Genomic DNA, 13400 nt, shown 5'->3' with positions numbered 1-13400 from the left:
AATAGGGGGATGTCTATGAAACGACGCATACTGGTTGCTTATGATGGTTCTGAATTTTGTCAAGAATCCCTGAATGAGGCAAAGCTCCAGGCAATGGGGGATCCCGAAACAGAAGTTTATGTTATCTCAGTTGTGACGCAGGCCGCGCCCAGTACGAATGCAGCGGTTGCACGGAACATTGAAATGGAGATGGCTGAAACATTGCGCCCTGAAATGGAAAAAATAGAAAAAGACTTTGAAACGAACGATGTAACGGTCTATACGGATGTGGTTATTGATACCACTCAGCGTAATGCAGGGGAAAAAATTTGTTCGTATGCTCATGATTATGATATTGATCTAATTATTATTGGAAGTCGCGGACTTGGCAACGTGAAAAGTATGCTTCTGGGCAGTGTGAGCAATCGAGTCGTACAACTCGCACAATGTCCGGTTCTAATTATTAAATGATTAGAGTCTTAAGTTAGATTTTGTGTTGTGAAAATGCTTGGAAGCACATCCAAGCATTTTTTAGTGCGCCAGGATGAGAGCCCATTTTCCGGTGGACCGGTATTGTTTGGTCATTCATCGGCATTATGAGAGCCCATTTCGCCGCTATCATGATGCAAATAAAAAAATGCAGTGCATGCACACTGCATTTTTTGCTCATTGCAACGATCGATTAACGCTCTTCTTCTAGGTATGTTTCCTGTGGAGCTTCCTTGATAAATGGGGATGGTTCATCTGTACTAATCATAACCAGCGCGTGCATGGCCCGTGTGCATGCTGTATAAAACAGTGTCCGGTCGGCTTCACTGGTGTATTTGTTTTTGGATGCGTCGGGAATGATGACAGCATCCATCTCGATTCCTTTGGCCAAATAAACGGGCAATATTAGCAGTCCTTTCGGTAGATGACCAGTGGACTCATCAATTTGTGTAAAAGCGATTGTGTCTTTCAAAAGCTCGGCAACGTGATGGCTTTCTGCTTGTGTTTTGCAAATGATACCGATCGTTTCAAGCCCGTTCTGACGAAGGTTGTTCGTTTCTGTCATGATTGTCTCAGTAAAATGCTCCTTGTTTTGCCGGATCAGCAGTGGCTTATTTCCTTCCCTGTTAAATGGTTCTACTCTTTCGTTGCTTGGTGAAAAAGGTATTGTGAACTCAGAAATTTGCTTTGTCGAGCGATAACTTTTGGTCAATGTAATTTTTTTATAGGATGATCGCATCGGACCTGCTTCAATCAACGGATTGTCATCGGCCATATAACGATATATCGCTTGATTGACGTCGCCCAATAGCGTCATTCTGGCATTCGGGAAAATGTGCTGAATACAGGCGAATCCAAATGCAGCATAGTCCTGTGCTTCGTCAATGACAAGGTAGCGAACGGACTGGTCATGAGGGGTGCCAAGCAAACAGTGTTGAAAATAAAGATATGGTGCTGCATCTTCCCATGGCAAAAAGTTGTTCTCCAGATTGGCGGTTGTAAAAGAACAAATCGCTTCCCAGTTTTCTGGAGATTTGTCGGGTGTCCAATGGGTAAATAGCATTTGATAGGTGGCTGCAGTGCGGATGAATGCATAGTTGTTTACTTTCTTTTTGATGGGGGCAAAAACCCGTTTAACCACCTTTTTCCTTAGTATGTTTTCCTCGTGGACGGTTTCGTTTGTTTTGTCTTCGGTCTGTTTTTGTACTTGGTCAAACGCATCTTGGTAGTCTTCTTTATTAAGTAATTCCGTTTTTTCAAATACCCAGTCTTTATCTAGTTCGTGGCGTTCTTGTTTTCGTATTTCCTGCAGCAGCCACCCGGCCACCAGTTCCAGTTTATTCGGGATGGAGAGGGCATCGTCCAATGAATAAAAATAATCATGCATCTGCTGTTTGGAAATAAGTATTTCATCACGGAATGTAATGTTGCGGAACTGCATGTCTTGTTTGTTTAAATGGTTGATATACGCATCGATAACATGTTTGAAATGGAGATTCGATTTGCAGTCGATATTCTTCATCCTACTCGATTGGCTCTCCTGTTTGGTTTCCGTCATGACATATTCCATTTGTTCGAAGGGTGATTCAATAGTAAATGGATGGTTTACCTCGTTCTCCATATACTCATGAAACGTGGTTTGTCGCACATTTGTTTCACCGAGCTCTGGGAGCACATTGGCGATATAGCTGGAAAACAACGGGTTTGGTGATAACAGCACAATATTCTCGGCGCTCAAAATGTCACGATGCTGATACATCAAATAGGCCACTCGCTGCAGAGCGGCGGATGTTTTGCCGCTGCCGGCTGCTCCTTGGACGATTAAGTATGGATGGCCCTTATGACGAATGATTTTATTTTGTTCTTTTTGAATTGTGGTGACGATGCTTTTCATTTTAGTGCTAGCGTTGGCGCCGAGTATTTCCTGCAGCAGACGGTCGCCGATTGTCACGCCTGTGTCAAACAATCCTTTCAGAATGCTCTCACGGATGATAAATTGCCTTTTTAGCGTTATTTCACCGTTAATGGTTTCATCCATCGTATCGTATTGTGCTTCGCCTGGTGCATAATCGTAATAAAGGCTGGATATCGGTGCGCGCCAATCGTATATCAGGAAATCGCCGTCATTGCTGTCCATCAGGGAGGAAATACCGATGTAGATTGGCTCCGGTGTCTGTTCCGTATCTTCGCGGAAGTCTATGCGTCCGAAGTAAGGCGATTCACGCAGGCGCTTTAACGTTTTAAGTTCATCGTCAAGTTTGCCGTGGGATTGCTCTTTTTGGGTAAGCAGTTCTGCCTGCTGTTTAATGCTGGCCTGAGTTTCAATCACATCATCCGGTTCGTCGATGTTGACGGTGACATCTTCCCAGAAATCTTTGCGCAGTTGAATGACACTTTCTTTAATACTGGAGGCTCTGTCAATTACTTTTTTGGCTTTTTGATCGATATGATAGGTGACACGATCAATTCGCTGTTGTTCGGTTTCATGTGTATGGTTGGTTGATGTCATAAAATCAGCCCCGATCTGTCAATGGTAAAGGTTTCAATGGTACTCTATGTTGTTGGCATGTTATATGATTGTAACGAGGATGACAGGGTGATTGCAAGGCGGTGGCTGTCCCTTTGTGTCCTGTCATACGTTTGATGTTTGGACTGGTAAACACGTATGGTCCGTCGTCAGTCAATGGAAAAAGTGAAGCGTCCTTCCAAGTCCCGTCCGGCAAGAATGTGCGGCTGATCTTTCCAAAATCCGGCTGGAGCGGTCGGGCGCTCGAAATATTCGTCCCGGTTTGCGGCCATTATCAGTTTGTATGTCGGATGATTTCCTATATGAAAATTGATGAGACACATATTGCATCAATCCTTTTTACTTCATTAGTATATATTGTAACGTGCTCATTCCATTTATGTGTTTGTTTATACATTTCCAGTCATATTCACAAACATAAAGAAAAAAGTAATCGGCGGTAGACCGATTACTTTTCGCAAGCTGTGTTCATTGATAAAGGTGTTTGACGTTTTCTGTCATTTTTGGTGTCTCACCGGTGGGATCATTTCCCATTTTTAATTCAGTTTGTGACGTAATAAGAATGTTCCCAGCTTCAATTTTCTTACTGTAGTCATTTGCCTGGCTCTCGGAAAGGCCTTTTTTTAACAACTGATCGTGGATATCGCTCGTTTTATAAATATCATTTAAAAATACTTTTTTAATTTTACTGAGAAATGTTTGGTCGTGTGTTTCTTCTTCCGATTCGAGACTGGTTACACTGACATCAGTTAGATCATTAATTTTGTCTGCATGATTACCGTGTGCAAATATGGTAATGTTTGTGTTGCTGTATCCTTCCAGTTCAAGTATATTGACCGTTTTTACTGTTTCTTCCACCGACTCAAAGGGTCCGAAAATTTCTTCTGCCAATGATGACACCTCTCTATCAGAATGTTTTGTCAACTAAATTCCCTGATTATGCTTTTATTAAACGTTATGCACCGGGATTTTAAAAAAGACTAAGAGAGGATTAATCACAAACATCGGTGGGGTAGGGCAGATCATCTCGGTTAAAAGCATTGTTTGCTGAGACTTTTACACCTTGGGACAGACATACAGGACAGGTGATTTGGATATATTTATATAGAAGTGGCTGGTTCAGATGTGATCAGAGTGGGTATGACTGGCACACTGAAACAATTATTTTCCAAAAAACAGAAAGGGGTCGTTAAGATGCGTATCTTGGTTGTAGGGGCGAGCGGCACGATTGGAGCGAATATTGTCAAGCAGCTGGAATCGAAACATGATATCATTCGGGCGGGAAGAAATGGAGCGGATGTTTCCGTGGACATTATGTCTCCTGACAGCATTGCTTCTATGTATGAAACTACCGGCCATGTGGATGCCGTTATCAATGCGTCAGGTGGAGCGAATTTCAGAACGGTTTCGGAGTTAACTCCAGCCTGGAATGAAAAAGGGATAGAAAGCAAGTTGAAGGGGCAACTTAATCTCGTTCTGATTGGTCAGGATTATATGCGTGATGGAGGCAGTTTCACGTTGACCACAGGTGTTATGATGGATGATCCGATACCAATGGGAGCATCTGCAGCCATGGCCAATGGTGGTGTTAGGGCTTTTGTAAAAGCCGCATCCATTGAAATGCCCAGAGGGATCCGTATCAATAGCGTGAGCCCCAATATCGCTGAAGAATCATGGGATAGGCTTGGCAATTATTTTCCCGGTTTCACGCCTGTTCCTGCCGCCAAAGTGGCTCGAGCGTATGTGAAAAGTGTGGAAGGCGCACAGACCGGTCAAAATTATGACGTTTATCAATAATAAATAACTGACGATGCAGCAGTCATTGTTGTAATATAGATGCAAATATTTTGTACATAGAATGGAGGAAACCAATTGAACAACAAACGTTGGCTTGCATTGGGAATAGCGGCGATTTTATTGGTCCTTTCGCTTGGCTTTCGATTTATGTCAAGTCTGTTCACGACCGATGTGGAATCGATGCTGGAAACGACGCAGAAGAAATACCAGGAAGAAGTTATCGAAAAGGGCTCCGGTAATAAAATTGCCATACTTGAGCTTAATGGCGTTATTCAAAACACGTCCACATCGTCGCTTCTAAATTCAAGCGGTTATAATCATGAACGCTTTCTTGAAAAATTAGAACATGCAGGAAAGGATGAAAGTGTTGATGGCGTGATTTTACGTGTGAATACACCAGGTGGGGGTGTCGTGGAAAGCGATGAAATCCATGATAAGGTCGTTGAATTACAGGAAGACTACGACAAACCTGTTTATGTATCCATGGGCAACACGGCAGCTTCCGGCGGCTATTATGTGTCTGCTCCTGCTGATAAAATTGTGGCCCATCCGGCAACACTGACCGGCTCAATCGGTGTTATTATGGAAAGCTTTAATTTTGCAGAATTAGCTGACGAATATGGTGTTGAATTTAACACGATAAAGAGTGGGGAATTCAAGGATATTATGTCCCAATCCCGAAAAATGACTGAAGAAGAACACAAAATTTTGCAGCGCATGGTGGATGATATGTACGCTGACTTTGTCGATGTCATTGTTAAAGGTCGTGACATGTCCGAATCCAAGGTTCGTGAACTCGGAGATGGACGTGTGTATACCGGGGAACAGGCAGCTGAAAATGGTCTGGTCGATGCAACTGGTTCAAAAGACGACACCATCGCCATGATGAAAAAAGATTTCGACTGGTCAAATGCAAAAGTCGTTGAATACAAAAGCGGATTTGAACTGAATCAATTTCTAGGCAGCACGGTGAAAAGCATGTTCGGTAAGGAAACCGACCTGATTGATATGAAGGAACTCTTGCGTCAATCCGAGGGGCCACGTGCGATGTATCTATATTCGAAATAGGGAGGTGCCGGAATGAATGAAAATCAGGAAACGACTACAGAAATCGTGACCTCGGATGGCGATCGTTATGCCGGGTTTTGGATGCGTTTTTGGGCGTATTTGGCCGATCTCGTGATTGTTTTCAGTTTAAACGGCATCCTGCTTAGTCCCTTGAAATTTATTGGTAATGGGGCGATTGATGTCGGGTTTTGGACGGTTACTGGAGTAGTCAGTGCTATCGTCTTTTATCTTTATTTTTTGCTGATGACTAAATATTACGCGAAAACATTAGGGAAAATGATCTTTGGTCTGCGTGTCGTGCGGCAAGACCGTGAGCCGCTGACATGGAGTGATTTGATTTTTCGTGAAATCATCGGCCGCTTTTTTTATCGGGTATTCTGGTTTATGTTCGTGCTATATTTATTGATTGCATTCACGGAACAGAAGCAGGGACTTCATGATTTGTTTGCTGATACGCGTGTTGTGTTGGACCGTTAATCATCCCCGGAGATCAGGAAGAACGTAGCAGCACAACTCAGGCATAAAACGCCTTTTGCCGAGAAACAGTATATGGTGGAGGTGTTATTATGGCTGACAAACAGGATAACTGGAAAAGCCGTCAAGTCAAGACAAGTATTAATAAACAAGGATTAAGCGAAGATGCATCTGATCAGCAGCCTGACAGCCAACTTGAGCAACGGGCCAAAAAGAAAAATACAAAAATATAGCTCTTTCAATCATAACCCTGTTTACGGAAACAGCTGAAATACTAACTTTAGATTGGCTGGGTGATGATGATCGATAACGATAACACACTGCATTTTTTACGTGAATCATTGGTAAACACAAGTGAAGACGCTATGACGCAACAAATCATCACAAGGCTAGAGACACATGACTACAAAAACGAACAGGAATTTGTCAAAAGCCTGAGTGAAGAGGAAACGGAATACCTCGATTCCGTCGTCGAAAAAGAATTAAATTATGCCCGAAATGCTGAGGACGATGTACGTGCTCAACAGTTAAATGACGTTTATGAATTGCTTATTTAAGTGTGTTTTGGCACATAAGCATATAGAAAAACGTAAAGGGTAAAATTCCCATTGATTTTACAGGTCAAATCCGTTAATATAAAGTTACAAGCTGCATTGTTCGTATTTAATTAAGTTTTAACCTCTAACAGATGAATAGGGAGTTTTATATCGGGATTCTAATGTCGTGCCTCCATTGTGTGGAAGACAGGACGATCCCTGCAAGCACCCACTTGGCGAAGTGGCGGTTTTAAAACTTTTTATTTTAAAATACGGCAATTGTGGCTGCTGATTAAGTAAAAGACAGACCAGTTCTCTCAGACGGAGCTGGTCTTTTTTTTCGTCCTGCTATTATGGAATTTTTTCGCCATTTGTCATATAATTTGAATAGCGAGGAGGACGTTTACATATGAAAATAAGCCGATTCATGCAATTTATCGGCGGCCGTGATTTGTTTTTCGGATTGGTTCTGATACTTCTACTTGGTGTCATTGTATTTATTTATACGAAGGTATCTTTTATTTTTGATCCAATTCTGACCATTGGTTCAACGGTTATTCCGCCGCTGATTCTTGCCTTTATTGCCTATTATTTATTGAACCCGATCGTTAATTTGCTGGAACGTGCGCACATCGATCGCATTTGGGGGATTGTCATTCTCATTCTGGGCATCAGCGGACTTTTTACTGGCGTTATTCTGCTCACAGCACCGGCCATTGAAACACAGGTAAAAGATCTGGCTTCCAATTTCCCATCATACTTAAATCAGATGGGAGCGGGAATTGATAATTGGATTCAACAGTCGTTTCTTGCACCATACTATGAACAAGGGTACGACTGGTTCACATCCAATCTGAGCAATTTAACGAACAAAGTCATGGAATACATAGGTGGTGCGGTTGAAGGGGTGCAGAATATTGCCAATGTGATTACACGTATTATAGTGGCACTGGTGACATTTCCATTTATCCTGTTCTTTTTATTAAAAGACGGTGATCATTTCAAAGCATTTTGTCTGAAGTTGCTCCCTCCAAGATACAGGGATGGTGCGGACGAGATCTTGAGGAATATGGATGTTCAGGTTGGCTCCTATATTCAGGGTCAGATTATTGTCGCTTCATGTATTGGTGTTCTTTTGTATATTGGCTACCTAATCATTGGTCTTGATTATGCCATTACACTTGCTGTCGTTGCAGCTGTAACCAGTGTTGTGCCTTATCTTGGCCCGATGATCGCTATTTCTCCTGCTATCATCATTGCCCTCGTTCAATCACCAGTCATGGTTCTCAAACTCGGAATTGTGTGGGCAGCGGTACAATTTTTAGAGGGAAATTTTGTATCACCAAATGTAATGGGCAAAACAATGCATGTACACCCACTTACCATTATCATTGTCTTATTAGTCGCCGGTAATTTGTTTGGTGTCGTTGGCGTAATTCTTGGCATTCCGGGATACGCTATTTTGAAAGTGATCGCTGTTCATGCATTTAAACGGTTTAAAATTCGCTATAATCGGTTTTACGGTGATGAATATGATCCTTATGAAGAAACGTAACGAATTAGCCTTTTGAACATTTTAGATGGCTGCCCGAAACGTCTTTATGAAAGTTCTTTACTCCCACGCCACGTTTTGGAATCATGCATGAATGAATGGTGACGATTCATATAGTTGATAAAAACAGGAAAAGGAGTGGGGCAGCCATCGATATTCGTTTATTGGGAATTCATGATGCTGAGGCCTATCGTGATCTCTGCCTGGAGGCCATGTTGAACAGTCCGGAATCCTACACCTCCAGCTACGGTGAAGTGAAAAAGCAGTCCGTGTATACGTTTAAAGTTCGATTGCAGTCGGAGAACATATTTACATTTGGTGCTTATTCAGGTGATGAATTGGCAGGTATGATAACACTCATGAGAGAGGTGAGACAAAAGACGGCTCACCGAACAGCGCTGTTTATGTTGTATGTCACACCATACGAACGCGGGAAAGGAATCGGGAGACAACTCATTCAGACCGCTGTTGATCATGCGAAATCATTGGACGGTGTGGAGCAAATTAATTTGTCGATCATTGTCAATAACAGTACGTTGAAACGGTTTTGTTATGCCATGGGGTTTTCCCCGATTGGCGTGCATAAACAGGCTGTAAAAGCGGGGGATCATTATTATGATGAAGAACATATGATCATGCTTGTGCATTAGAGAGTGCCAAGCAAATCGTTTTGGAGGAATGAAAGAGTGCAAGTAAAGGTGAAACACGCATTAATCGATACGCAAACGATTAATCAAATGGTTACCGAACACCATCTCCGGTCCATTGCAGACTGTCATTTGTTAGCGCGAGGATTGAATGACACCTATTATTTGGAAGACGAGCAAGGCTACCGGTATATCTTCAGGCTTTACCGATCAAGGTGGCGGGATAAACAAGCGATTCTTTTTGAATTGGAAGCGATCAATCTGCTTTATAGGCAAGGGTTTCGAGCATCCCACCCCGTCAAAAAGCGCAATGGTGATTACTTGTATGAAGCAGAGGCACCCGAGGGACTGCGTTATGGCGTGTTATTCAGTTATTCGGAAGGGGAGCGCCCGCCGATCAATATGGAAACGTCTGAGTTAATCGGTGCAACGCTTGGCCGCATGCATCAGTTAACAACTGGTTTTACATCGACGTATGAACGGGGGTTTGAGCTGGGGATAAATGATTTGTTGGATAATCCCGCTGACATCATTTCACCGGTTATCGACAACTATCTTGGTCATGGAGCGGTTGATCTATTACATACGGTTGTGAAAAACACAAAGGCTGATTTGGCCGATCTTGACTTGGAGAGAGACTTTTGCCATGGCGATTTTCACAATCATAATATGCATCTTTCCAGCGACGGTATGGAACTGTTTGATTTTGATGACTGTGCCATAGGATTCAGGGGATACGATATCGCTGTATCATGGTGGAATTTACTGAATAATTATAAAAACATGGAAAATGAATGCTGGGACGCGTTTTTAAAAGGGTATACGGCGAATCGGGATTTGGCGGACGACGATTTCCGTAGTATTCCACGGTTCATTACTGCGAGACGTATTTGGCTGATGGGCACGATGCTCGCTAATGACGATGTCTGGGGGACCAATTGGATCAATGAACGGACGTTGAAGCTGTTTATGGGGCAGCTGCGGACAGACCGGCCTGGCGATAAAGATTTGCAGGAGCTGGATGATGAGGGGATCATCTGATGGACAAGCCGTTTCGGATGAATCCAGCGCTTCTGAATTTCTAAGAAGTACCATGATGAAAATGGCCAAATTGCCTGCTTTTTTCTGTATAATGGCGTTGGAATGACAGATAGAAAGGAGGCATGGCATGAAACGAAAAAAGTGGTTGAAGATTGGTATAGGATTATTAATTGTCCTATTAATAATAGATATCGGTGCAAGTATTTATTTTTATCAGTTGGCTATTGACCGAAATGAAAAAGACTTTTTGCAGGGAAATGACGATTTGGAAGTATCCGCTGAAACGATGGAAGTACTAACGGAAGGAGACTGGCGGACATGGGTTGATCAGCAGGATTTTGATGAATGGACCATGACGTCCCGTGACGGCCTTGACATGAAGGGGTATTTCCTTGAAGCAGAAAAACCATCGAATAAAGTAGTTGTCATGGCGCATGGCTACCTTGGCAATGCGATGGATATGGGTCTGTTCGGTCAGTATTATTATGAACAGAAAGGCTATAATATATTTACAGCCGATGCACGTGGACACGGCGCCAGTGGTGGTGATTATATTGCATTTGGCTGGGATGATCGGCTGGATTATGTGGATTGGATCAAGCGCATTATCGAGCAATATGGAGAGGATACAGAAATCATTCTGCACGGTGTATCAATGGGCGCTGCTACGGTTCTGATGACGGCTGGTGAAGATCTTCCGGACAATGTGAAGGCTGTTGTTGCGGATAGTCCATATACAAGTGTTTATGATTTATTCTCATATCAATTGGGCCGCATGTTTCACTTGCCGGCTATTCCAGTTCTTCCGTCAACCAGTGTTGTTACCCAAATGCGGGCTGGCTATTCTCTGAAGGAAGCATCGGCGCTAGATCAGGTTAAGAAGGCGGATGTCCCTATTTTATATATCAGAGGAAGCGATGATACGTTTGTCCCATCGAGGATGTCGGAAATGTTATATGAAAATACGAAAAGCGATGCTGAAATGCTGACAGTAGAAGGAGCAGGGCATGGGGAACCATTCGTTGTCGGTAAGGACAAATATATTGATAAATTGAATGACTTTTTAACAACGTATACGGACTGGCAGTAGAATAAGAGACGCTTTCAAATGACAAGGCGTCTCTTATTTTGTCTCGTTCTTGTGCTGGTGTGTGAACGTTCATTGAAGGTTACATGTTCACATGCGGAATACCGGCATCCTGTTCATAAGCGTATTGAAGTTTTCTGGTGATAGTGCCTGGTTTGCTGTCAGCGATACAGATACCGTTGACTGCAACGACCGGCATAATTTCAGATGTGGTACTGGACAAAAACATTTCGTCAGCGTCCGGAATGTCGTCTATAACGAAGGCTTGTTGGACAAACGGAATGTCTGCTTCAGCTGCAAATGCCTCAACCCGCATGCGTATACAGCCGTGTAGAATACGATTTGTTGCCGGATGGGTATAGATGGTATGATTTTTGACAAGATAAATAGTCGATGAACTGTTTTCGGTTACTCGTCCATTTTGTTCGAAAATCGCCTCATAATGGCCGTTCTCCTGTGCTGCCTGCTTGGCGAGCACGTTTGGCAGGAGATTCAGACTCTTAATATAGCAATGTTCCCATCGGGTGTCACGCTCCGTCATGGTCGTGACGCCTGTGGACAGTTTATCTATGTTGCGTGGCAGGTCCTGTACATAAGCGTATGCATTTGCAGGCACATCACCGGGAAATGCGTGAGCGCGTGGCGCTGAACCGCGGGTTGCCTGCATATATATAATGCCATCGGACACCATGTTATTTCGTTCGAGAAGCTCGGTTAATTGATTCGTTATTTCCTGTATGGAAAAAGGCAATTCCAGTCTGATGGCTGCAGCAGACCTGAATAGACGGTTCATATGCTCTTGCAACAGATAAGGCTTCCCTTCGTAAATACGGATAACTTCATAAATGCCATCGCCAAATTGCAATCCGCGCTCGTTAAACGGATAAGTGAGCTGATCGCGATGGACAAAACCAGTTTGTGACAGTGTAACGGGATAGACAGCCACGGTATTCGCCTCCCTTGGAATATAACGATATTTTATACGTTTCATAAAAACCTGTAAAGTCATAGTTAGTAGTGATTATTATCACATAATGGACGTTTGTTATCTGGTATGATGCCTATACTATGAATATGAAAAGGAGCGTGATTATAAATGGATCCTATTTTAGAACGACTTTATCATGATGAATATCATTTATTGTTGACGTATGCTGAGCCGGCAACGTTTCGGAAACATGCTCATATTTTTAATGAAGGTGCTCCTGCTGAACATATGTTTTTTATTGCAAGCGGAAAAGTGCAAGTATATAAAACGATTGGATACCACAGCTATCTTACTGTATTTACACGTGGTGAAAACGATGGCGTCGGAGAAATCGGTGTCTTTGGAGGCGATCATTATCCGAATAGCGCCCAAGCCGTGGAGGACAGTGAACTGTACGTTCTTGAACGGGGAACGGCTGAAAATCTTTTATCTGAAAATGGTGCTTTGAGTCTGCGATTTTTACGGTGGCTTGCTGAGTCATTGGATGCAAGCGAGTCTCAGTTGCGTGACTACACAGCATTTGGTTCCGAAGGGGCTGTTGCATCGTTTTTTGTGCGTTACGCCAACATGTATGGTGTTGTAACACCATCAGGTATCCGCATAACTGAACCACTGATTATTCAGGATATCAGTAACCATATAGCCGTATCGCGGGAGACCGTCAGCCGAATTGTGAGTAAATGGAAAAGTCGAGGTCTAGTAGAAAATCACAATAAATATTTTATGTTGAAGAATATGGATTATTTTAATAGACTCCTCGCCTGTGATCAATGCGGTGTCGAAAACTGTATATTGTAAGTAAAATATCAAAAAATCGATTGCTGTTTTTTTACTGACATGATATACTTGTTTGTGTTATGACAAAAAACAACACATTTATACATCATTTGCGGTTATTGTTTAATGATAAAATGTACATTTTGAGCAATGTTTTCGATGCATACTTTCAGCAATTTGCAAGTTGTGAGGAGTGTAAGCTCCATCGAAACAACTTGTAACGTGACAAGCATATGGATCAATGAACGACCAAGCAGGATTTTCTTCATACAACTCGCGGGTGTAGTTTAGTGGTAAAACCTCAGCCTTCCAAGCTGATGTCGTGGGTTCGATTCCCATCACCCGCTCCATACATAAAAAGTCCCAACGCAGTGTTTCGCAGTCATCCGAGGCATTGCGTTTTTTCATATTTCAAGCTGTGGCGTTTTGACACATGGC

The 13400-nt window shown here is 42.8% G+C and carries 14 protein-coding genes, 1 tRNA gene and 1 pseudogene; 12 read left to right on the top strand and 4 right to left on the bottom strand.

Annotation, left to right across the window (positions count from 1 at the left end):
• Positions 1-15 precede the first annotated feature (15 nt).
• Positions 16-450, top strand: a complete 435-nt coding sequence (locus tag ABDZ72_RS08130) for a universal stress protein (RefSeq protein WP_343752318.1) — start codon at positions 16-18, stop codon at positions 448-450.
• Between the two features lie 211 nt (positions 451-661).
• On the opposite strand, the gene helD is transcribed toward ABDZ72_RS08130, so the two are convergent.
• The 3 genes and pseudogenes from helD to ABDZ72_RS08115 form a co-directional block, all read right to left on the bottom strand.
• Positions 662-2977 (bottom strand): RNA polymerase recycling motor HelD, encoded by a 2316-nt coding sequence (gene helD, locus ABDZ72_RS08125; RefSeq protein WP_343752317.1) that lies wholly within the window; start codon positions 2975-2977, stop codon positions 662-664.
• Between the two features lie 194 nt (positions 2978-3171).
• A pseudogene (locus ABDZ72_RS08120) lies at positions 3172-3318 on the bottom strand (NRDE family protein); the annotation flags it as partial.
• A gap of 145 nt (positions 3319-3463) precedes the next feature.
• Positions 3464-3886, bottom strand: coding sequence for a general stress protein (locus ABDZ72_RS08115; RefSeq protein ID WP_343752316.1), 423 nt, complete (start codon positions 3884-3886; stop codon positions 3464-3466).
• Positions 3887-4189: 303 nt separating this feature from the next.
• Between ABDZ72_RS08115 and ABDZ72_RS08110 the strand changes: the two genes are divergently transcribed.
• From ABDZ72_RS08110 to ABDZ72_RS08065, 9 genes are all read left to right on the top strand, one after another.
• Entirely contained in the window at positions 4190-4792 is a 603-nt protein-coding gene (locus ABDZ72_RS08110) for a short chain dehydrogenase (RefSeq protein WP_343752315.1), read from the top strand.
• Between the two features lie 75 nt (positions 4793-4867).
• Positions 4868-5860, top strand: coding sequence for a signal peptide peptidase SppA (gene sppA / locus ABDZ72_RS08105; RefSeq protein WP_343752314.1), 993 nt, complete (start codon positions 4868-4870; stop codon positions 5858-5860).
• 12 nt (positions 5861-5872) lie between these two features.
• Positions 5873-6337, top strand: a complete 465-nt coding sequence (locus ABDZ72_RS08100) for an RDD family protein (RefSeq protein ID WP_343752313.1) — start codon at positions 5873-5875, stop codon at positions 6335-6337.
• An 89-nt stretch (positions 6338-6426) separates the two neighbouring features.
• The gene (locus ABDZ72_RS08095) at positions 6427-6567 is read left to right on the top strand and encodes a small, acid-soluble spore protein L (protein WP_343752312.1); all 141 of its coding nucleotides are present in this window, start codon (positions 6427-6429) and stop codon (positions 6565-6567) included.
• Between the two features lie 66 nt (positions 6568-6633).
• Complete coding sequence (locus ABDZ72_RS08090) at positions 6634-6891, top strand: sporulation protein (protein ID WP_343752310.1); 258 nt, start codon at positions 6634-6636, stop codon at positions 6889-6891.
• A 388-nt stretch (positions 6892-7279) separates the two neighbouring features.
• Entirely contained in the window at positions 7280-8425 is a 1146-nt protein-coding gene (locus ABDZ72_RS08080; RefSeq protein WP_343752309.1) for an AI-2E family transporter, read from the top strand.
• A gap of 95 nt (positions 8426-8520) precedes the next feature.
• Entirely contained in the window at positions 8521-9072 is a 552-nt protein-coding gene (locus ABDZ72_RS08075; protein ID WP_343752307.1) for a GNAT family N-acetyltransferase, read from the top strand.
• A 36-nt stretch (positions 9073-9108) separates the two neighbouring features.
• Entirely contained in the window at positions 9109-10110 is a 1002-nt protein-coding gene (locus ABDZ72_RS08070) for a phosphotransferase enzyme family protein (RefSeq protein ID WP_343752305.1), read from the top strand.
• A 127-nt stretch (positions 10111-10237) separates the two neighbouring features.
• Positions 10238-11200, top strand: coding sequence for an alpha/beta hydrolase (locus ABDZ72_RS08065; RefSeq protein ID WP_343752304.1), 963 nt, complete (start codon positions 10238-10240; stop codon positions 11198-11200).
• A gap of 79 nt (positions 11201-11279) precedes the next feature.
• Here the strand turns inward: ABDZ72_RS08065 and dat are convergent, their stop codons facing one another.
• Positions 11280-12143, bottom strand: a complete 864-nt coding sequence (gene dat, locus ABDZ72_RS08060; RefSeq protein WP_343752302.1) for a D-amino-acid transaminase — start codon at positions 12141-12143, stop codon at positions 11280-11282.
• 150 nt (positions 12144-12293) lie between these two features.
• Here dat and ABDZ72_RS08055 point away from each other — a divergent pair, with 150 nt between their 5' ends.
• Positions 12294-12983 carry a Crp/Fnr family transcriptional regulator gene (locus ABDZ72_RS08055; protein ID WP_343752300.1) on the top strand — a complete coding sequence of 230 codons (690 nt, stop codon included), beginning with the start codon at positions 12294-12296 and terminating at the stop codon, positions 12981-12983.
• A 255-nt stretch (positions 12984-13238) separates the two neighbouring features.
• Positions 13239-13312, top strand: a tRNA-Gly gene (locus tag ABDZ72_RS08050).
• Positions 13313-13400 lie beyond the last annotated feature (88 nt).

Source organism: Lentibacillus halophilus, assembly GCF_039522485.1.
In the GTDB taxonomy this organism is placed as follows: Bacteria; Bacillota; Bacilli; order Bacillales; family Amphibacillaceae; genus Lentibacillus; species Lentibacillus halophilus.
Note: the sequence above shows the minus strand (reverse complement) of the source record. Positions and strands in the feature narration are given on the sequence as shown.

Bases quoted from the DNA above. Each gene is read 5' to 3' on its own strand.
- ABDZ72_RS08130 (WP_343752318.1), top strand. From the start codon at position 16: ATGAAACGACGCATACTGGTTGCTTATGATGGTTCTGAATTTTGTCAA.
- helD (WP_343752317.1), bottom strand. From the start codon at position 2,977: ATGACATCAACCAACCATACACATGAAACCGAACAACAGCGAATTGAT.
- ABDZ72_RS08110 (WP_343752315.1), top strand. From the start codon at position 4,190: ATGCGTATCTTGGTTGTAGGGGCGAGCGGCACGATTGGAGCGAATATT.
- ABDZ72_RS08100 (WP_343752313.1), top strand. From the start codon at position 5,873: ATGAATGAAAATCAGGAAACGACTACAGAAATCGTGACCTCGGATGGC.
- ABDZ72_RS08095 (WP_343752312.1), top strand. From the start codon at position 6,427: ATGGCTGACAAACAGGATAACTGGAAAAGCCGTCAAGTCAAGACAAGT.
- ABDZ72_RS08090 (WP_343752310.1), top strand. From the start codon at position 6,634: ATGATCGATAACGATAACACACTGCATTTTTTACGTGAATCATTGGTA.
- ABDZ72_RS08080 (WP_343752309.1), top strand. From the start codon at position 7,280: ATGAAAATAAGCCGATTCATGCAATTTATCGGCGGCCGTGATTTGTTT.
- ABDZ72_RS08075 (WP_343752307.1), top strand. From the start codon at position 8,521: ATGGTGACGATTCATATAGTTGATAAAAACAGGAAAAGGAGTGGGGCA.
- ABDZ72_RS08065 (WP_343752304.1), top strand. From the start codon at position 10,238: ATGAAACGAAAAAAGTGGTTGAAGATTGGTATAGGATTATTAATTGTC.
- ABDZ72_RS08055 (WP_343752300.1), top strand. From the start codon at position 12,294: ATGGATCCTATTTTAGAACGACTTTATCATGATGAATATCATTTATTG.